Raw genomic sequence first — 20,485 nt, forward strand, 5'->3', positions numbered from 1 at the left:
GGTCTCCCTCGTGACGGGAGCGGTCTCCCTCGTGACGGGAGCGGTCTCCCTCGTGACGGGAGCGGTCTCCCTCGTGACGGGAGCGGTCTCCCTCGCGACGGGAGCGGTCTCCCTCGTGATTTACAGGTAAAACAAAGTACCCTGCATGTCCCACAGGCGTTTTACCCCCCTTAATCCCCCCTTGTCAAGGGGGGAGACCGGAAATCTAGTTCCCTCACGCCACATGCTTCAAGTCGGGCATTGCCCGCCCAACGCTGTGGCTCCCCTTGACAAGGGGAGGGTTAGGGTGGGGTAAAAAATATTTGATACATCAATCATGACTTTTCAAACATCCTCTTACGGGTGTACCTCACGTAAACCAGAACTGGTATATAGCAATCCTATCTGAGTTGTGAAAAATGTAGATAATGAAACGAACCGCCAAGGACGAGCCAGTGCGTTGGGCGGCTGTGCCGACTTGAAGCAACTGGCGTGCCAAGGACGCAAAGGGAAGAAAGAAGAAAGAGACATATAATTTTCACAAATGATTTAGGACTGCTATATGAAGAATAAACTGTATGAACAAGATTTTAATCTGTGGCGAGAAAGCATTATTGAGCAGATTAAAGAACATCGTTTTAATAATATAGATTGGGAGCATTTGCTTTTAGAATTAGAACACATGGGGAAAGTCAGAAAAACGGTCATTTCTGAGTGATTTAACAATCTTGATTGCTCATTTACTCAAGTTAACCGTTCAATCTGATGCTCCTGAGATGATGAAAACAAGCTGGTATAGTTCTGTCACAGAACATCGTTTTCGAGTGAACAAGGATTTAGCAGAAAATCCTTCTTTTAAAAACTATATTACTGAAGTTATTTCCCAAGCCTATGCCGATGCACGTAAACTGGTAATCAAAGAAAGTAAAAAAGCTAATTTAGGAGTGAGAAAACCAACGGACGCAGAATATCCTCTCGATTGTCCTTTTCTGATAGAACAGTTATTAGATGAAGATTTTTATGGAGACACTGATTAACAGTTATCAGTTGTGTTCCATAGTTAAGTTACACAAAAAATATTGTAATAATGGGAACATTGTATTATGGAAAACATGGTGCTGCTGAGACACGGTGAGAGGATGTGATAATTTCTTAGCCCGATCGCGTCTTATTTCACTTTTTGCGTCTCACCCACTTCCCCAATCGACCTTTGCCAAATTGGCGTGAGATTATTGTATGTTTATTACTACAATTACTATTGATGCTAGATAATGGGAAGGCTTTGACATTTTCTTGCCAATCTAGCCCAGACAAACAGAACTAACACTTATGCGAACTCACTATTGCGGCGAACTCCGAAAAGAACATATTGGAGAAACAGTTACCTTTTACGGATGGGTAGACCGTCGCCGCGATCACGGTGGTGTGATATTTTTAGATTTACGCGATCGCTCTGGAATTGTCCAAATCGTCAGCGATCCGCAACGCACCCCAGACTCATACGAACAGGCGAACGCCCTACGAAATGAATATGTTGTCGAAATCACTGGTAGGGTAACGCACCGTCCCGAAGAATCTTTGAATCCCCGCCTACCAACAGGCGAAGTGGAAATCTACGCCGATAAAATTCAACTCCTCAACGCTGTTCGCAAACAGTTACCTTTTCAAGTTTCCGTAGCTGACACCGAGACAGTGCGGGAAGACTTGCGGCTGAAATATCGTTATTTGGATTTGCGACGCGAACGGATGGCGCAAAATTTGCAACTGCGTCATCAAATTGTTAAAGCCATGCGTCGTTATCTGGAAGATTTGGAAGGTTTTATCGAAGTCGAAACCCCAATACTTACCCGTTCTACCCCAGAAGGGGCGCGGGATTATGTTTTACCCAGTCGCGTCAATCCTGGTGAGTGGTATGCTTTGCCGCAATCACCCCAGCTATTTAAACAATTGCTGATGGTATCCGGCTTAGATAGATATTATCAGATTGCGCGTTGCTTTCGTGACGAAGATTTACGCGCCGACAGACAACCGGAATTCACTCAGTTGGACATGGAAATGAGCTTCATGTCCCAAGAAGAAATTATCGAACTAAATGAGAAGTTAGTTTGCCATATCTTCAAAACGGTTAAAGGAATTGAGTTACAGCGCCCTTTCCCCCGTCTCACTTACGCCGAAGGAATGGAACGCTACGGTAGTGATAAACCAGATACCCGCTATGGTTTGGAATTAGTTGACGTTTCAGATATTGTGAAAGACTCTAGTTTCAAAGTCTTTCGGGACACTGTTAACAATGGTGGTATCGTCAAAATTCTCCCCATTCCCAACGGTAACGATGTAATTTCTAATGTCCGCATTAAACCAGGCGGCGATTTATTTAAAGAAGCCAGCGAAGCTGGTGCGAAAGGTTTAGCTTATATCCGCGTCAGGGAGGATGGCGAAATTGACACCATTGGGGCGATAAAAGACAACCTCAGCGTTGAACAAAAACAAGAAATTTTACGCCGTACAGATGCTAAAGCTGGACATTTGCTATTGTTTGGGGCAGGGGAAGCTGCTACAGTTAATAAGACATTAGATAGATTACGGCAAGGGATCGCTAGAGAATTTGAGTTAATTGATCCAGAAAAAATCAACTTGCTGTGGATTACAGATTTCCCGATGTTCGAGTGGAATGCTGACGAAAAACGTCTAGAAGCACTGCACCACCCGTTTACAGCACCACATCCTGATGATTTAAGCGATTTAAAAACTGCCCGCGCCCAAGCTTACGACTTGGTACTCAACGGCGTGGAAGTTGGCGGCGGAAGTCTGCGGATTTATCAGCGAGAAATTCAACAGCAAGTCTTTGAAGCGATTGGTTTATCTCCTGAAGAAGCACAAAGTAAATTTGGCTTTCTCTTAGAAGCATTTGAATATGGTACACCGCCGCATGGTGGCATCGCCTACGGTTTAGATCGTTTGGTAATGTTGCTAGCTAAAGAAGAATCTATTCGAGATGTAATTGCTTTTCCGAAGACACAACAAGCACGTTGTTTGTTAACAGATGCACCTTCGAGTGTAGATGCTAAACAGTTGAAAGAATTGCATGTTGCTTCGACTTATAAACCAAAGTCTTAGTTAACTAAGGAATTGCCTAAGTAAGGTGGGCAATGCCCACCAATTACATAATATACGTCTTTGCCCACAGCCATAATTTGTTTCAAAATTTATAGATGACAACAAACAAACTCAAAGCCTTAGAGGATGTTTGAAAAGTCCATAATGATGTATAAAATATTTTTTACCTCTCCTTAACCCTCCCCGATATATTGGGGAGGGAACCGGATTTTTCTTGTTTCCCCCCAATATATCGGGGGGACTAAGGGGGGTAACAACGCAATTAAAATCACAGTTAACCACTTTTCAAACAACCTCTTAGAGCTTTTTGCTGGTATCGGTGGGTTTCACCTGGGTATGGCAAATGCAAATATTCAAACAGTATGGGCAAATGATATCAATAAACTTTGCTGTAAAATGTATGAAAATAATTTTGGCAAAGACTCTATAATAAGCAACCGCCGATTGTGCCTAATGTATTTTTGAGCTTGGATGTACAAGTAGCTGATAACTGGTGGGAAAGACGGCATCGCTCTTATTTATGGGTGTTGAGCCATAAGTATGAGGGTGGGGAATAGGGAATAGGGAGTGCGGTAATTCAATTAATCGAAAAGGCTGTAATACCAATTCTGTATGAAGATGCACAGAATATTAAACGAACCGCCAAGTACGCCAAGAGCGCCAAGAATAGAGAGTTACTCATTTAGTGCAGCTTCACATTAAATTGGTATAAGAGCGAAATTACCAGAAAACTCCCTAAAAACAAAAAAAACCCGCCGTAGCGGGTTACACAACAAACTAAGAACATTGAAAATTTGATTTAGCCCGAATACCTCATCTCAGCTTCCAGTTGACGAATCAGTTGTTCGTCGCCTTTTGCTCTGGCAACTTGCAAGCGATGCTCTAGGCTTCTTTGAATATTGGCTCTGTGAGCTTCTCGTGCTTTCCTGGCACTTTGTAGTCTACTTTGATTCATAGTGATTACCTTCTTTATTTTTTCGCTTTATATCTTGTATTCTTAACATAACACAAATTTTGTAGCTGTTGCTACAGAAAGTTCTATTTTAATATACATTCTATCAAAAATATGTCTAAGAACCAGATAGGTGAACAACCACTCCTAACTTTTCTGAGCGATTTTGGCGATCGCGATGTTTATGTAGGCATAATCAAGGGAGTTATCGCTGAACTTAACCCCAGACTGACGGTGGTAGACTTAACGCACCAAATTCCGCCGCAAGATATCGCCGCAGCCAGGTTTAGCCTGATGAATGCTTATCCCTATTTCCCCGTTGGAACAGTGCATCTGGCAGTTGTAGATCCGGGTGTGGGAAGCAAGCGACGAGCGATCGCAGTAGAATTTGCTCAAGGGTTTCTGGTAGGCCCAGATAATGGTATCTTCAGTGGGGTACTTAGTCAAAGTCCAGCGATCGCAGCCGTCGAACTTACAAATCTTAACTATTGGCGAACTCCCCAACCAAGCAAGACTTTTCACGGTAGAGATATCTTTGCACCAGTGGCAGCTAATCTTGCTAGTGGTGTTTCCCTCAAACAGTTAGGACAAGAAATTGATCCAGCAAGTTTGGTAAAGCTAGATATAGGCGAGTGCAAGCAGACAACCACTGGCATAGTGGGTTGCATTCAATATATTGACAATTTTGGCAACTTAGTGAGTAACATTGCAGGCAGTTATGTACAAGGTAAAACTTGGTATGTGCAAGCCGCCCTTTTGAGAATACCAGGCTGTGAAACTTACAGTGATGTCAACGTAGGAGAGATAATAGCTTTAGTTGGCAGTCACGGCTGGGTAGAAATTGCCATTAACAGCGGCAATGCTCATTCACAGTTACAGTTAGATTTGCAAGAAACGCTTCAAGTTGTGTTAAGTTAAATACCGCACCTCGCGTAATTATAGCAACAGCCAAGGTGGTTAGGACATTAACAGATGATAAAACTTATACACAAAAAGCCTTTTCACCCAGTCCCTAGTCCCCAGTCCCTTGCTATAATACTAAATTGATTTTAAATCACATCCACCCTGCAACTTCCGCGTCAGTTAAAGATTTCTCTAACTTGGTATATTCTGCCTGAGCAGCCCGCAACACATGTTTCATCTGCACTGGTTCCCCAGCATCGGCAGCTATAAAAGCTGCATTTAAGGCTATGTTACGGATATTACCCCCAGCGACATTTAGCCGTGCCAGTTGCAGAGCATCTAAGTCTGCGGTTGGGGTGTCGGCTGGAAAGACGCGTCGCCAAATCTCGGCTCGTTGCGTTGTATCTGGGAAGGGGAACTGCACTACGAAGCGAATCCGCCGCAGGAAGGCTGTATCAATTGAACTCTTCAGGTTAGTAGTCAAGACTGCTAAACCTGGATAGCTTTCCATGCGTTGCAATAGATAGCTGACTTCGATGTTTGCATAGCGATCGCGGGCATCTTTAACTTCACTGCGTTTGCCAAATAAGGCATCAGCTTCATCAAATAACAAAATCACGCCGCCTTGTTCTGCGGCATCAAACACCCGGCGCAAATTCTTCTCTGTCTCCCCAATATATTTGCTGACTACCGATGATAAGTCAATACGATAAAGGTCGAGGCGCAATTTCTGGGCCAGCACTTCTGCCCCCAAGGTTTTACCTGTGCCGCTAGCACCTGCAAATAGAGCGCTGATTCCCAACCCCCGCCCGTTCTTTGCACCAAAACCCCAATTGTTATATACAGTACTTCGTTGACGGACATGAGCCGCAATGTCCCGGAGAACTTGTTTCTGTGCCTCTGGTAATACTAAGTCCTCCCAATCACCAGATGGCTCAATTCGCTGGGCGAGTTCATCCAAGCGGGGACGTGCTTGCACCCGGCAGGCATCCCATAAAATGCTAGTGATATCGTTTTCTGGTGTTTGTGCTAATTGTCCTGCGGCTTCTGCACAAGCAGCGCGAATAGTTGCGGCACTTAGGTTAAACTGATCAACTAGGGTTTTAACTTGCCCGTTCATTTGCGGTGCAATCGCACCTAGTGCATCTTGCCAAACTGCACCTTGTTCTTTGATAGTTGGTTGATGCACGTCAAAGTTTACTAGCAAGCGTTGTGATAAGCCTATCCGTTCCCGACTCGTAACGATTAAAAAGCCTTTTGTGCATTCCATGAAACGAGCGATCGCATTCAGCCGCGCCGGCTCATTGGTGTCCAGTTTGTTGCAGTCTATAAGTAAGGCACTGTTACTTAAAATCGTCTCGCGAGTCCACAGGCGGATGAGATTATCCAACTCCTTAGATGCTAATGGAATGACTTGTGCAGGCATTACCCACAGGCTTAAGCCCTGTAGTTGACAAATTGTGGCGGCAATGGCGCGTTTGCTATCAGTTTCTTTACTACATAATTGGATAATTGGCAAGCTATTAACTTTGTAAGCTTGTGACCAAACTGCTGCTACTCGCTCTGCTAAATCTTGGTGCGAGGGGACTAAATCACTAACCTCTTGTAATGGTTCAATGATGCCAGCTAGCCGTTCGTCAAGATATTGAATGCCCGTGAGATAATGTAAAATCCGCTCCTCAATTCTTAGGGGACTGAGGGTAAGGGAATGACCGTCACCAATTTGAATTAACCGCCAATGACGTAAGGGAGCATTTGGAGCGATCGCATCCCAGTGGACGTCAGGTAAGGCTGCCAGAGCTAAACTCAAGGTTGGGTAAGCTCGTTGTGAATCGCCGTTCATTGTACCACACAATTTCACAAAATCTCCATTCAATTCCATCCCTGCACACAATAGCAACAAATCACGTTCAAAGGATGAGAGGCGAAACATTTTGCATACTCTCTCCAATGCCGATGGTGCAGGCATAGCAGCAGCTGCTTCCTGTAGCGCTTGCTGTAAATACTCTTGGTTTTTCTCCTCTGGTTGATTTTGCTCCCTTGCCGCGTGATTTTCTAAAATACCACACACCAACGCTAGGGCTGCTGATAGATAGCGGTAGTTTGCCTCATTCCAATTATGATTAATTGTTATAGTATTCATAGAATTGTCACCTGTGGCAAATCATATTCTCCAGACTGATTCTTGTGCAGTGGACTTTGTGCCCCATCTACCTGCACCCGGACAATATAAGTTCTTGGCTTGACATTTTTAACAGGAATCGTGATTGCATCAGTATCTTCGGTGCGTGATGCAACCAAGAAAGAGTAAGCCACCGGACTATCACCTGACACTTCATTGAGTAACAAAACTACTCGCTGTGCCTTACCAACTTTAGGCTGGAATTTAACGGTAATTTCTGCTGCGCGTAAATTGTCGCCGCTATTTTCCACTTGAGTGACGAATGCTGTAATTGTTGGATGGAGGACAAAAGCCGCAACGTTTGATTCAACTAGATGATCCGTTTGCCCTGCATTGCCCATTGTTAGATGTACAACTTGGACACTCTGCACACTTGCGTATAAATCTGGCGGGACTAACAAGGTAATCTGTGTTTCCTTGACTTCTTGAGGTACTATTAATGTCTCCGTATTCCCCAAACGAACTTGTGTGATCTTACCGCGTAACCGCTTACCACGAATTACTAATGTTGTGCCTGCAACAATTATTTGATCAGTCTTTGCCGGAGCCATAACTTGCTCTATATTCGGTTGAGACAAGGGCATCATGTAGAAGCTTTCAGACTTGTCATTATTACTCTCAATCACTACCATTGACGCCAGATAGGTAGCTGAAGGTCGATAGTGCGTTTGGAAAGCAGACCATAACTTAGAAGTTTCTTCCATGTTAAAAAACTCTGGAGTCAGTTTTATCTGCCCAATTTCTTCAGCTAAATCAGATACAGATGCACCTGCCATAGCTTGTGAAAAAGCACTTGAGGTATTGGTTGTAGATGCATTTATCAGAGTATTCTTAATAATATCAGATGTAATAACTGATGTTTTGTGTAATAAATGCATTGCATAGCCAAGTAAAAGCTCCGTCTGAAAATCCTTGGCTCCGTAAGCTGTTATTAAGTAATGCAGATCAAGAGCTAGTGGTGGAGTCAAAGAGCGCGGTTTTCCATTAATCTGTGAGTGCCTGCTCCGAAATTCTTGAGATACCCAATCGACATTGCGATTCTGCGTCACTTGATAAAGAAAAAGGTTGAGTTGAGCACGTGCGTCAGCTTCAACTGAAATTCGATCAGGCGGTAGAGCAGTTACAATTACATCACCAACACTAGCAGTGATCGGATCACTGACTAAACCATTTTCCAGCAAGACTTTTAGTACTGCTGTCACGGCGGCTATAGAGAGCACGTTACTCATTCTCATTCCTCATGGCAATAGCACGTATCAATCATGTATGTCAGAGCAAATTGACAAAATATATTTTGCAAAACTTGAAATATTCTGTAATGGAGACTATCTGCACGGCATACAAAAGCACATTAATAATTTCTAGTCTGTCAAGCTTGACTTACTAGGTTCGTAGTTTGCGTTTTAGTGATAAACTGCAAACTACGAACAATCCCACCTCTCAATTACTTCTTGATCCACTACTACTTATTAGCAGATAAAAGTAACTTAATTCGATGAGTAAAGTCTGCCATAGCTCAAAATGAGTAAAAAATAGTCACGCTGACGACCCTCGTCGAATTTGCGTTAAGTTAACATCAGGAACAAAATTCAACTGTCATCGGTCTTAATTTTAAACATTTTATCAAATTGCTAGGATTACTTTTATGTTAATCTAAGTATAATTAAAAATATTAGTAGTATAAATTACGAGTATTTATTTAGTTTACGAAGCAAGCACTCATATTTGTAATACTAGTACTATCTCTGACTAAAGCTAACACTTTAAAGTAACTAGGATGGGTTGCCCAGATGAAATCCCCACCTTCTTCAAATTCTTGGATTGGTCGTTTCGTAGGTGATAATCAGCGATACCTTTTAGACAGACGGTTAGGCGGGGGTGGCATGGGAGAAGTCTTCCTAGCAACAGACACCCGTGTAGGTCAGCAGGTAGCGTTGAAGTTGCTCAAAGATACGCTGGTGGCATCGCAAGAAATGAGAAAGCGTTTTGAGCGTGAGGTGGCAGTTTGTGCTGCTTTGCAAAGTGACCACATTGTTAAGATTAGTGACTGTGGAGTTACCCCGGAAGGTTTTCCATTTTACGTAATGGAATATTTGCAGGGGCAAACGCTTGGACAACTACTGCTGCGCGAAAAACGGCTATCCGTTGAGCGGACGGTGAAGATTATGGCGCAAGTTTGCAAGGGTCTACAGCTTGCTCATCAAGGAGTTACTCTCCGACGGGATGGCGGAAAAACCACTGAACATATTCAGGTAGTTCATCGTGACCTGAAACCAGATAATATATTTTTAGTGCCTACAGATTTGGGAGAGTGGGTAAAGGTTTTGGATTTTGGTGTTGCCAAAATTCGGAGTGAATCTTTAGAAAATTCCAACATTACAAATATAACTAGTACATTTATCGGGACATTTCGTTACGCACCTCCTGAACAAATCCAAAGCGATAAAAACTTAGACGCTAGAGGTGATATTTACAGCTTAGGGATTATCCTTTATGAAATGCTGAGTGCAGCCGACCCATTTGGAATCAGCATTAAGGGTAGTCATATCAGTGAAGCTTCTTGGGTATTAGCTCATGCTTATGAGCCACCGAAACCACTGCGATCGCAACCAGGGTGTGAGAATTTACCCGTACAAATAGAAGCGGTGGTGATGAAATGCCTCCACAAAAACCCAGCTAACCGATTTGCAACAGTAGAAGAACTGAATCAGGCTTTGCAAGCTGCTGCCAAATTTGTCACAGGGACTACTGTACCGGAACAGATTACTGGGCAATCGCAACCTCCCTACAATCAAGGTTCAAATCACGAAACTGTTCCGAGACAATCGAACGACGACACCATTATTCGTCCTCCATCTGCATCCAATCAAGGTTCAAATCACGAAACTGTTCCAAGACAATCGAACGACGACACCATTATTCGTCCTCCATCTGCATCCAATCAAGGTTCAAATCAGGAAACTGTTCCGAGACAATCGAACGACGACACCATTATTCGCCCTCCATCTCCGTATAATCAAGATTCAAATCACGAAACTGTTCCGAAACAATCGAACGACGACACTATCATTCGCCCCCAATCTGCATCCAATCAAGATTCAAATAACGAAACCGTTCCGAGACAGTTTGACCCGATTGAGCAAAACCAATCTGAGTCAAGCGTTCCTCCCCTTCAGGCAGGGCACAATCAAGGTTCAAATAACGAAACTATTCCGAGACAGTTTAACCCAGTTGAGCAAAATCAACAGAGTCCTGTGAATAATCCGAACGCTAGCAAACCGGATGTAACGTTGTATCAACCGCGACCTGCGTCTAATCAAGGTGGGCCACAAGTGTCACCAGATAAGACGTTGTTTCAACCGCGACCTGCATCTAATCAAGGTGGGCAACAAGTGCCACCAGATAGGACGTTGTTTCAACCGCGACCTGCATCTAATCAAAGCAGACCACAAGTGCCGCCAGATAAGACGTTGTTTCAACCGCGACCTGCATCTAATCAAGGCAGACCACAAGTGCCGCCAGATGTGACATTGTTTCAACCGCGGCCTGCATCTAATCAAGGCAGACCACAAGTGCGAACGGATGACACTATTTACCAGCCAAAGCTAAACGAGCAGCTAGCTAGGAGAATTACTCCCAATTTTTTGCGAATCCTGGGAGTGGTCTTAGCCATTGGGCTGACTTTAGGATTAGTAACCTATATATATACTCAATCTCAATCTCGGAAACAGCCAAGCAATCAGCAAGGTTTACCTAATAACGAACAGACTCAGAACTGAATGGCACTAAGATAAGTCCAAAGTCTTGTTTTGTCTCGTTAAGAGCCTCCAGGCTGGGAAACTATTTTGGGAGGCTTCGCCTCCTCTTTCTTGACCAGAGGCAGAGCCTCTTGAAACTCGTTCCCAGTCTTCAGACTGGGAACGAGGTTACACAAGCCTTTCGGCTTTTCTTAGTGCCATTCGACTCAGAACTAATTAGCTAATTAGGATTCAAGTGAAAAGAGCGGTTAGAAACTGCACACCAGTTGCTTTTCCTGTTTAAAGACGCTTGTCTACGAGAGGCTTTGCCAATGCGAACTGTTTAAGTCCCACGAATGAGAGGCTCTGCCTCAAGACTAGCGCCAAAGCCGCAATTCAAGAGCATTTCCAGCCAGAGGCTGGAAACGAGGTTTTAAAAGGGTTTAGGGGGTAAAAGAATGTTGCAAACGACATTTATTAACTATATTCATCCCAAGCCACGGGAAAAGAATAATCTGAAAACGCCGATAAATTCTGATTGTTGCTGCGGGTTTCTTCATCCAGAACTTTGATAACTTTGTTATAAATGTCTTGTGCCTGCTGCGGGGAATCACCGATGCTGGTTAATCCCAACTTGCCAAACTGCGAAAGACAACCTATAAGATGAAACACTGTGCCTGTTTCACTACAGCTGTCAAAGTGCAATCTGTGTTCAGCGATGATATCCATCAAATTATTCGGTAACAATCCCTGATAGCGCTCTTTTTGCAGATTATCAGTGGCGATGTAGTATTTTGGACGACCTTCCTGAGTATAAAATAAACCCGTGGAAAGGTCATAGCGACCGTTTGTTAATAATTTCAGGGTCATGAATGGATGAGTTGTGCCGCCTTTACGCAGGTTAATTTCGATCGCTTGAATATCCCACTCTCCGTTACCCTTGTCAACAGCGATAAAATCTAATCCAAATCGTTCTAAAGTACCTTTGTCTGCTAGTTTTCTGCCAACTTGTAATCCCAATTGCTGTAATTGCAACCGATAGCTTTCATCAGCTGGGAAGCGACAACCAAGATAAATCTGACTGTCTGGGCCTCCGAGAATTTGGTCGTGGGTTGAAAGGATTTCCACTTCGCCATTGGGTGTGATCCTTCCTTGGACGCTGGGCGATCGCTTAATTTCCCCTTCCACAAATGCTTCAGCGAGTGCCCCTAACTCAGGGATTCTTCCGCAAAAATGATCCCAAGTCTCTTGTTTTGCTTGAAAGCGCATTGTTGAGAAGCGATCGCTAATTGCTGCTACCCTTTCGGCCCGAGTCCCTTTTCCTGGTGCGACATTCTCAATTGGTCTAAAGTCTAGCAGCGCATTCCCTTCTCCAGAAATGCCTTCGTTAAGTTTCACCACTACCCGTTTTAATGTCGGTTGGCGTTCCCACAAATCACTAGTAGCTTCTGCCAAATCTGTGTGGTTCCAAACTTTTTCGGTGCCATCTGGATAAGGTATTCCACTTTCAGCAAAGATTTGCCGACTGCCACTTTTTGTCCCCCAAATCTGTAAATCTGGTGCAGCAGCATACAGTGGTACACCTAATTTTACAGACAATTCACCTTCCCATTGTGTTGAGTTGTAGCAGATCATAAACGATTTGTCTAGCCTCAAAGCTTGATGAATCCGCTCTAGCAAGCGGGGGCGTTCTAAAATTTTTTGGCTCAGAGGCTTAAGGGAAGAATCGTAAGTAGAAAGTAGCAGCAAGCGATTGCGAGCATGAGAAAAGGGAATTCCTGGCAAAAGTTGCAAGTAATAATCAATGATACTAGGATGCAGTGGTACTGATGTCACATAGATCAGCCGAGTTCGGGGATTCTGCAACCGGATCAAAGAAAATAGTAATCTTTCTTCATAATGCTCGCAGCCTTCGATCTTTTGGAGTTCGCCCTGGTCGATACTCAGAGAGGGAATAATTAAAATATCTGCTTCACTATTGTCAAATAGCTCGCTCGTTTTCCAGCGATCGCGTAGAGTTAATTGTAAGTTGCGAAACTTTTCAACTTGTTCTAACTCAGAAATATTTTCTATTGCCATAACCCCAGCCCTCAAATGATTTCAATGTAGCGCACCATGCAGGCTTTTGGATTATTAGTTTCAGGACTAGTCGTCAGATACTTTTGTAATGAGTTTAGTCTGCAAGAAGATAGCTATGCAGATATCAGCCAAAATAAATATTAAAATTAACTAAAATCGATGGCATGATTGTAAGTATTTTTGCAAACACGAAGTCAGAAAGTATAAATCTTTATTTTTATTTATCGAAAATGGCATGATTATTGAGCCAATAGAGATGATTATAGACTAATTAAGTAACTATCATTTAATTAATTGATTCTCAGTCTTAAGGTTGAGTAAAATTCAGTTTTTTTACCTCTAAGGAGCGATAAAGTAGAGCAATATAATAGTTAAGTTGAAAGCAGGTAAAAACGAGAAATCCTTCATCAGATGAGAGTTACGTACTTGTTTTTCGTTATCAGCTTCATAGCGTGGATGAACTGTGAAGATAAATGCTCTAAGCCGCGTCTAGTTGCGAGGAATAAGTACATTTGGCAACTATTAAGGTGTATAAACGCCTAAAATTGCAAATCGCATGTGGGAGCTAAAGCAAAAAACAAACCTTGGAGCGAAAATTCTATCCGAGGTTTAGTTTTGGAATGAGAATTGCTGGGATGAAGGAAACAAGGAGAAGACGGGGAATAACCAATAGTTTGACACCGCTCAGTACAAGTGCCCCATCCCCAATTCAATATTCAATATTCAATTACTAAGACAAAACCTATGCCTAAATCAAAAGAGAAAAAGTTACAACCGCCACAGGAACAGCAAACACCAGGTGTTGAATCAGAAATGACACCAAAACCCAAAGCAGATGATGCCCAGTATCGGGGTAATGGCAAGTTACAAGATAAAGTAGCATTAATTACGGGTGCAGATAGTGGTATTGGTCGTGCTGTAGCGATCGCATTTGCTAAAGAAGGTGCAGATGTGGCGATCCTTTACTTAAATGAACACGACGATGCCAAAGAAACAAAACATTTGGTAGAAAAACAAGGGCGTCGTGCAGTAACTATCGCAGGCGATATTGGCGATGAAACTTTCTGTCAGCAAGCTATACAACAAACAGTTGGTGAGTTTGGTAAACTCGATATTCTGATAAACAACGCCGCAGAACAACATCCTCAAGAAAGTATTGAGGAAATCACCAAAGAGCAACTAGAGCGCACTTTCCGCACTAATATATTCTCAATGTTTTTCATGACTAAAGCTGCACTCAAGCATTTACAAGCAGGTAGTTCTATTATTAACACTACATCGGTAACAGCTTATAAAGGTAACCCACAACTACTGGATTATTCTTCCACAAAAGGTGCGATCGTTGCCTTTACTCGTTCTTTATCACAAAATTTGATGTCAAAGAATATTCGCGTTAATGCTGTTGCACCGGGCCCAATTTGGACACCTTTAATTCCCTCAACTTTCCCCAAAGATAAAGTTGAAACTTTTGGGAAACAAGTACCAATGGAACGAGCCGGACAACCAGAAGAAGTTGCTCCTAGCTACGTATTTTTAGCCTCTGATGACGCTTCTTATATGTCTGGACAAGTTTTACATGTCAATGGTGGAGAAGTTGTCAATGGCTAAGTAAAATAGTTAGGAGTCATTCAATTTGGGATTTTAAGTTTTTCCTTCAATTGCAAATTCCAAAAACCGAGTTGGCATTTGAAGTTTGGAATGATAAATTTTCAACTTTTAACTCCTAACTCTACCGAATTTACAATGTTTAAATTTTGGATAATGGAATTGTTGGCGGAGCCTCTGGTAAAGAAGATTGTTGAGTTCCATTATTTAATGCATGTTTGTCCCTTGCGCGTCTGATAGAGTTGCCCCCGAATTGAAACGCGAGTATAATTCTATTATCCAAAGTCCTTGTATTTAATTGACTGACCTTTAACTTGATTGCCAGGGTCAATCCAAAATCTAAAATCGTTCGACTGAGCGACTTGTATCGAGCGCAGCCGAAGTAAGTCGAGATAAGCCGAAGTCTAAAATCAAAAATTGATTGACCCCAATTGTCTTCCATTGGAGGGATGAGTCAATGTGTAAATATTGATAATCTATCTAGCAGTAAACATTTAAGAAATATATAACTACGTTTATGGCATCTCCTACACCCCTGCATGGCACGGAATTGGTAGATTGTGCTAGAGCAAATGCCAAGGAAGGAATTGAAACTGCTGCTTATCAATGTGGCTATGGTCAAGACCTTAACAAATTTGCCCGAGAACTGAGACAAGCTTGTGAAGAAATGAATTTGCAAGTGAAGGAACTCAGCGGATTGATTACTGAGCAGGACGCAATGTTACAATTGGGTACTGGCGAAATTGTTGCTCCAGATACCGAATCAGAATTGTAAAAGTTAGGAGTGAGCAGTGAGGAGTTTTGAATAAAAAAAATATTTAACTCATAATTCATAATTTTAAAATTACCCGCGCCAAATTGAAGTAAATCAAAACGCCAACAACATCAACTGCTGTGGTCATAAATGGTAGTGACATTAATGCCGGATATAAACGAAGGTAGGTTTCCTGTTGCAAAGTATCAATCACATCATCCACGGTAACAATATTTACTATACGCTGTTCCCGATCTACCACAGGCACAGCCAGAAAGTCATATCTTTGGATTAATCTTGCAACTTCTTCCTAGTCTGTATCAGTGTGGACAAACACCACATCACGGGTCATAATTTCGCCAATAATTTGCTCAGGCTCAGACGTGACCAACTCTCGTAATGAGACAATTCCCGTTAAGCGCCTTTCTGCATCAGTGACATAAAGATAATAAATCTAGGACTTACGCACACTCTACGAATTCTCGGCGCTCTTGGCACGGCAGTTGCTTCAAGTCGGCAGAGCCGCCCAACGCACTGCCTCGTCTTGGCGGTTCGATAAATTAAGCGAAGTTGGCAATTTTTGCGTAAGTCCTATAAATCATCTCACTGGCATTAGCAAAGTTGCGAATTCGTTCTAGGGCTTGAGATATTGTAAAGTTTTCTTTTAGCGAGATTAACTCTAACGTCATGATTCGCCCAGCAGTATCAGCTTCATAACCCAATAGTTGGGCTGTAGCTTGACGTTCTGCTGGACTCAGTTGTTCTAGCAAGCGATTGACGACTTTTGCTGGTAATTCATCAAATAACCTAGCTCGGTCATCTGGCGACATTTGATCGACAATATCGCGGACTTCCTGGCTTTTAAGTTCGTCGATTAACTGTTCTTGAACACTGTAGTCGAGTTATTCATAAAGTTCGATCGCCTCATCCTTAAAAAGCAAGTGAAAAGCCAAAGCGTGCATTGCTTCTGACAAACCCTCAATCGCCTCGGCACCGCAGGCTGCACTGGTACGAAAATAGCTTTTGCTCCCTGCAAGTCTCCCGCTTCTAGGAGCATTTGCAGCTGAGTCCGCACTAAATCTCGCAATTCCCTGCGTGAGACATTCTGGATGGTAGAGCTTAAATGCACGATTGGTGAGGCTTTTGCAAAACTTTTCGCTCCAGTGACTTTAGGTTAGTACTATATCTCTGCTGGTTCTTATAACAAAGATATGAATTTACAGTCAATATCAAGTGGAGATAAATAATACTTCTTCAAATCTTTAAATATAAAAAAGTTTTCTTTATACAAGTTTTATATAATTTTTATTTATCTGGATAAAAAATATGGGATCATTCGGTAGGTTGACAAGTTTATTTAAAGATCATCAAAAATTTGATATTCCTTTAAAAAGGTATATATCAATGTGGATTTTTAAATAAAGTTTCACACAAAAGATAGACATAACATTGTGCTCTAGTGTCAAATGTGTAGTTGATTAATCCAAGAACAATACTTAAACTAAAATATGTAAAGTTATCATTTTCGACTACTTAAGTATGTACATGCCCTGATTGGGTGTTGCTTCACTCAAACTTAATGCACCTGCATATCAGTAAGATTAGAAGCTTTCAATAATGGTGATTTATAATTTTTGTTTGATAAAATTCACCAAATTGAATTTATATATATCAAAAATTCAGAAATTTGTCGAAAGAAAACAAAGATTCATAAGGACTAATACACCCTTCAAGTAATCTCTAGTATTTCTGGTCATACACATTTTTCTATATATCTGCTTTCCGAGAATATATAGAAAAATATATCACGTCATGCTCTTTTGTTATGTTGATACAAATACACAGCACAATAGTAAAGCAGAGGAGGGAAGGAGGATATATCAAAGGAATAATTTGTATCGGCAATTAAGTAAAATCGGATCAGGATTCATTAATAAATATATTAATAGGCTAATAAAAATTAGCTTATCAATATGTTTAAACCTAGCATTATTACGCATTTAAACCTTGAAAATATTAAATATAAAACTAATCCTAAAGCATTGATTATGGCATTAGTTTTAGTAGCTCTATTGTGAGGCATATATCTCAATGAATTCACAGAATAAACAGTTGTCAACATCTGTAAGTCCAACAATTGCTGCTCCATCATCTGGTCTAGATCAGGCACAACTCAGTATTTCCGGGTCTAGCAGCAGCTTGCTCTCTCAAGGAGATGGACTCCGAGCCGAGTACTACGACAACAAAGACTTCACCAACCTGAAGGTAACTCGCACAGATCCGACGGTAAACTTTAACTGGGGCCAAGGTTCTCCAAATCCATCCATAGATGCTGATACCTTCTCAGCACGTTGGACAGGTCAGGTGCAAGCCAAGTACAGCGAGACTTACAAGTTCTACACCACTGCTGATGATGGTGTACGACTGTGGGTCAATGGTCAGCAAATCATCAATCAGTTTGTCGATCAATCCGCCACAGAATCAAGTGGCTCAATCGCACTGGTTGCAGGTCAGAAGTACGATATTAAACTTGAGTACTACGAAAATACCAACTATGCCGTTTCCAAACTGGCTTGGTCAAGTTCCTCTCAGACCAAGGAAATCATTCCCCAGTCCCAACTGTATAGTAATGTCAACACACCTGCTAATGGCAACGGACTTCAAGCCGAGTACTACGACAACAAAGACTTCACCAACCTGAAGGTAACTCGCACAGATCCGACGGTGAACTTTAACTGGGGCCAAGGTTCTCCAGATTCATCCATAGGTGCTGATACCTTCTCAGCGCGTTGGACAGGTCAGGTGCAAGCCAAGTACAGCGAAACTTACAAGTTCTACACCACTGCTGATGATGGTGTGCGACTGTGGGTCAATGGTCAGCAAATCATCAATCAGTTTGTCGATCAATCTGCCACAGAATCAAGTGGCTCGATCGCACTGGTTGCAGGTCAGAAGTACGATATTAAACTTGAGTACTACGAAAATACCAACTATGCCGTTTCCAAACTGGCTTGGTCAAGTTCCTCTCAGGCAAAGGAAATCATTCCTAAATCCCAACTATATTCACCAGTCCTTCAGTCCACTATCACCTTAGGATCATCTTCTACGACTGTGAACGAAGGCAGTGGTAGTGTTACCATAAATTTGCTGAGAACTGGTGATTTAAGCAGCACTTCTTCAATTAAATATGCAACCATAGCTGGTACTGCCACAGCAGGAATTGACTACGGAAGTGAAGGCACCGAAAGCGCTGGAACACTTATTTTTGCGGCGGGACAAAGCAGCAGACAGATATCCATTCCGATCAATGACGATTCATTAGCAGAACCAGATGAAACTTTTAATTTTGTGATTGATCAGCCAGGGGGGGCAACATTAGGACTCCAAAGAACTATTGGAATTACGATTCAAGATAATGATCGCTCTAGCCTCGATTTTACTCAGCCAGTAGTTAATGAGGATGCGGGTACTGCTACAGTGACAGTTACACGGGGTAACACCTTGGGGACTGCTAGTCTGGACTACATAACTGTGGATGGGACTGCTAAAGCTGGATCTGACTACAAGGCTGTATCTGGAACCTTAGCCTTTGCAGCAGGACAAGCTAGTAAGAATATTCTTATCCCTATTATTAATGACACCGTTGGGGAGCAAAATGAAGCGTTTACTTTGAAGTTCAGTAAGGCAGTTGGAGTGCAACTAAATACTCAACAGACAACTGTCACTATTATCGATAATGACTTTGGTAACTTTGCTTTCGATACGGTAGCTTCTGGTTTGACTCAACCCACAGCTTTTGACTGGACATCTGACGGTAAGCGCATGTTCATTGCCCAGAAAGATGGGGTAGTGAGAGTTTTGGACAACGGCACTTTATTATCAACACCATTTATTGATATTTCTGGACAAGTTAATGATACGCGCGATCGCGGTTTGTTAAGCATTGCCGTACATCCAGATTTTGGCAAAAATCCAAACGGCAACAACTATGTTTACCTCTTGTATACTTACGATCCACCAGAAACCAATCCAAACAATTCTAAGAACAATCCCAATAGCACATTGGACAATCCCGATCAAAATGGGAATCGGACTGCACAGCTAATTCGGGTGACAGCTGACCCCAAGACTAATTACACTACTGCCATTGCTGGCAGCCAAGTTGTGCTGCTGGGTACTAATGCCACTTGGGATAATATCAGCCACCCAGATGGAAATAGTACAAATGTCTCACTTGGCTACGCACCATCAGGAATTATCAACAAAGATACTGGTAAGCGGTTTACTAGTTTGCAGGATTATCTGAATAATCTCGATAAAGTCGAAAATGTCCAGAATTTTATAGCCAACGATAGTGAATCTCACTCAGTTGGTTCTGTGCGCTTTGGTACTGATGGTTCTCTGTTTGTGAGCGTAGGAGATGGCACTTCCTACAATGGGGTAGATCCCCGAGCAATTCGCGTTCAGGATGTCAATAGTCTGTCTGGCAAGATCCTGCACATTGATGCGATTACTGGTAAAGGCTTATCAAGTAATCCTTTCTACAACGGTGACCCCAATAGCAATCGTTCCAAAGTTTATGACTTAGGTTTGCGTAACCCCTTCCGTTTTACAATTGATAAAAAGACTAATACCCCTGTTATTGGTGATGTTGGCTACTATCTTTACGAAGAGGTCAATGTCGGAAAACCAGGAGCTAACTTTGGCTGGCCGTTCTATGAAGGTGGTCTTGATGCGAATAACAATATCGTCAGCCTGAAACAACCAAACTATGATGACCTAGATGCAGCGAAAGCCTTCTATAGTAGTGGCAAAACTGTTACAGCACCAGTTTACACCTACAAGCATTTTAGTTCCAATTCGATTGTCTTGGGTGACTTTTACACAGGCAATACTTTCCCCTCAATCTATCGAGGTGCCTTATTCGTTGGTGATTTCAGTCAAGGAACTATCGATGCTTTGACATTTGATAGTCAGGGCAAATTTGTCTCAGTTAAGCGGTTTGCTACCCTGACAGAAAAACAAGGAGTGGCTGTACAAATCACTACTGGACAGGATGGCAATCTGTATTACGCAGACATCGCCAACGGCAACATTGATCGCTTCCGACCTGTTTAGAGATGACATAACAGTGAACAGTCAGATGACTGTTCACTAGACCTCCTGCAAAAGTCCTT

The 20,485-nt window shown here is 42.4% G+C and carries 14 protein-coding genes and 3 pseudogenes; 11 read left to right on the top strand and 6 right to left on the bottom strand.

Going from position 1 to position 20,485, the window contains the following annotated elements; genetic code table 11:
* The first annotated feature begins 391 nt into the window (after positions 1-391).
* The 6 genes and pseudogenes from V7K35_RS05495 to V7K35_RS29610 all read left to right on the top strand — a co-directional run.
* Entirely contained in the window at positions 392-514 is a 123-nt protein-coding gene (locus V7K35_RS05495; protein WP_335077043.1) for a hypothetical protein, read from the top strand.
* Between the two features lie 27 nt (positions 515-541).
* Positions 542-697, top strand: a complete 156-nt coding sequence (locus V7K35_RS05500) for a DUF29 family protein (RefSeq protein ID WP_335077045.1) — start codon at positions 542-544, stop codon at positions 695-697.
* Positions 698-707: 10 nt separating this feature from the next.
* Complete coding sequence (locus tag V7K35_RS05505) at positions 708-1,016, top strand: DUF29 domain-containing protein (RefSeq protein ID WP_335077047.1); 309 nt, start codon at positions 708-710, stop codon at positions 1,014-1,016.
* A 292-nt stretch (positions 1,017-1,308) separates the two neighbouring features.
* The gene (gene aspS, locus V7K35_RS05510; RefSeq protein WP_335077049.1) at positions 1,309-3,096 is read left to right on the top strand and encodes an aspartate--tRNA ligase; all 1,788 of its coding nucleotides are present in this window, start codon (positions 1,309-1,311) and stop codon (positions 3,094-3,096) included.
* 336 nt (positions 3,097-3,432) lie between these two features.
* Entirely contained in the window at positions 3,433-3,561 is a 129-nt protein-coding gene (locus tag V7K35_RS05515) for a hypothetical protein (protein WP_335077051.1), read from the top strand.
* Positions 3,531-3,620 (top strand): annotated as a pseudogene (locus V7K35_RS29610) (Uma2 family endonuclease); the annotation flags it as partial. The gene V7K35_RS05515 and the pseudogene V7K35_RS29610, both read left to right, overlap by 31 nt.
* Positions 3,621-3,895: 275 nt before the next feature.
* Here V7K35_RS29610 and pirA read toward each other — a convergent pair.
* Positions 3,896-4,051, bottom strand: a complete 156-nt coding sequence (gene pirA / locus V7K35_RS05520; RefSeq protein WP_335077053.1) for an arginine synthesis PII-interacting regulator PirA — start codon at positions 4,049-4,051, stop codon at positions 3,896-3,898.
* Between the two features lie 111 nt (positions 4,052-4,162).
* Here pirA and V7K35_RS05525 point away from each other — a divergent pair, with 111 nt between their 5' ends.
* Positions 4,163-4,966, top strand: a complete 804-nt coding sequence (locus V7K35_RS05525) for an SAM hydrolase/SAM-dependent halogenase family protein (RefSeq protein WP_335077055.1) — start codon at positions 4,163-4,165, stop codon at positions 4,964-4,966.
* A 136-nt stretch (positions 4,967-5,102) separates the two neighbouring features.
* Here the strand turns inward: V7K35_RS05525 and V7K35_RS05530 are convergent, their stop codons facing one another.
* Positions 5,103-7,094, bottom strand: a complete 1,992-nt coding sequence (locus V7K35_RS05530) for an ATP-binding protein (RefSeq protein ID WP_335077057.1) — start codon at positions 7,092-7,094, stop codon at positions 5,103-5,105.
* Positions 7,091-8,362, bottom strand: coding sequence for a DUF4255 domain-containing protein (locus V7K35_RS05535; protein ID WP_335077059.1), 1,272 nt, complete (start codon positions 8,360-8,362; stop codon positions 7,091-7,093). Before V7K35_RS05535 ends, V7K35_RS05530 begins: the two co-directional genes overlap by 4 nt.
* 561 nt (positions 8,363-8,923) lie before the next feature.
* On the opposite strand from V7K35_RS05535, the gene V7K35_RS05540 reads away from it, so the two are divergent.
* Positions 8,924-10,912 (top strand): protein kinase domain-containing protein, encoded by a 1,989-nt coding sequence (locus V7K35_RS05540; protein ID WP_335077061.1) that lies wholly within the window; start codon positions 8,924-8,926, stop codon positions 10,910-10,912.
* 435 nt (positions 10,913-11,347) lie between these two features.
* On the opposite strand, the gene V7K35_RS05545 is transcribed toward V7K35_RS05540, so the two are convergent.
* Positions 11,348-12,949, bottom strand: a complete 1,602-nt coding sequence (locus tag V7K35_RS05545; RefSeq protein ID WP_335077063.1) for a peptide ligase PGM1-related protein — start codon at positions 12,947-12,949, stop codon at positions 11,348-11,350.
* A 744-nt stretch (positions 12,950-13,693) separates the two neighbouring features.
* Between V7K35_RS05545 and V7K35_RS05550 the strand changes: the two genes are divergently transcribed.
* Together V7K35_RS05550 and V7K35_RS05555 are read left to right on the top strand one after the other, a co-directional pair.
* Positions 13,694-14,557: an SDR family oxidoreductase gene (locus V7K35_RS05550; RefSeq protein ID WP_335077065.1), complete on the top strand. Its 864-nt coding sequence runs from the start codon at positions 13,694-13,696 to the stop codon at positions 14,555-14,557.
* Between the two features lie 514 nt (positions 14,558-15,071).
* A complete protein-coding gene (locus V7K35_RS05555; protein WP_334792493.1) occupies positions 15,072-15,329 on the top strand; it encodes a hypothetical protein in 258 nt (85 codons plus the stop codon).
* Between the two features lie 151 nt (positions 15,330-15,480).
* On the opposite strand, the pseudogene V7K35_RS05560 reads toward V7K35_RS05555, so the two are convergent.
* A pseudogene (locus tag V7K35_RS05560) lies at positions 15,481-15,756 on the bottom strand (CBS domain-containing protein); the annotation flags it as partial.
* Between the two features lie 145 nt (positions 15,757-15,901).
* A pseudogene (locus tag V7K35_RS05565) lies at positions 15,902-16,365 on the bottom strand (magnesium transporter MgtE N-terminal domain-containing protein); the annotation flags it as partial.
* A gap of 1,034 nt (positions 16,366-17,399) precedes the next feature.
* Between V7K35_RS05565 and V7K35_RS05570 the strand changes: the two are divergent.
* On the top strand, positions 17,400-20,426 hold the full coding sequence (locus tag V7K35_RS05570; RefSeq protein WP_335077067.1) for a PA14 domain-containing protein: 3,027 nt from the start codon (positions 17,400-17,402) through the stop codon (positions 20,424-20,426).
* The last annotated feature ends 59 nt before the right edge of the window (positions 20,427-20,485 follow it).

Origin of the sequence: Nostoc sp. (genome assembly GCF_036917275.1) — a bacterium.
Classification (GTDB): Bacteria; Cyanobacteriota; Cyanobacteriia; order Cyanobacteriales; family Nostocaceae; genus Nostoc.

Excerpts from the sequence above, each read along its gene's own strand:
- aspS (WP_335077049.1), top strand. The coding sequence starts at position 1,309 with ATGCGAACTCACTATTGCGGCGAACTCCGAAAAGAACATATTGGAGAA.
- V7K35_RS05515 (WP_335077051.1), top strand. The coding sequence starts at position 3,433 with ATGGCAAATGCAAATATTCAAACAGTATGGGCAAATGATATCAATAAA.
- pirA (WP_335077053.1), bottom strand. The coding sequence starts at position 4,051 with ATGAATCAAAGTAGACTACAAAGTGCCAGGAAAGCACGAGAAGCTCAC.
- V7K35_RS05535 (WP_335077059.1), bottom strand. The coding sequence starts at position 8,362 with ATGAGTAACGTGCTCTCTATAGCCGCCGTGACAGCAGTACTAAAAGTC.
- V7K35_RS05550 (WP_335077065.1), top strand. The coding sequence starts at position 13,694 with ATGCCTAAATCAAAAGAGAAAAAGTTACAACCGCCACAGGAACAGCAA.
- V7K35_RS05555 (WP_334792493.1), top strand. The coding sequence starts at position 15,072 with ATGGCATCTCCTACACCCCTGCATGGCACGGAATTGGTAGATTGTGCT.
- V7K35_RS05570 (WP_335077067.1), top strand. The coding sequence starts at position 17,400 with ATGAATTCACAGAATAAACAGTTGTCAACATCTGTAAGTCCAACAATT.
- V7K35_RS05500 (WP_335077045.1), top strand. The coding sequence starts at position 542 with ATGAAGAATAAACTGTATGAACAAGATTTTAATCTGTGGCGAGAAAGC.
- V7K35_RS05525 (WP_335077055.1), top strand. The coding sequence starts at position 4,163 with ATGTCTAAGAACCAGATAGGTGAACAACCACTCCTAACTTTTCTGAGC.
- V7K35_RS05530 (WP_335077057.1), bottom strand. The coding sequence starts at position 7,094 with ATGAATACTATAACAATTAATCATAATTGGAATGAGGCAAACTACCGC.
- V7K35_RS05545 (WP_335077063.1), bottom strand. The coding sequence starts at position 12,949 with ATGGCAATAGAAAATATTTCTGAGTTAGAACAAGTTGAAAAGTTTCGC.
- V7K35_RS05540 (WP_335077061.1), top strand. The coding sequence starts at position 8,924 with ATGAAATCCCCACCTTCTTCAAATTCTTGGATTGGTCGTTTCGTAGGT.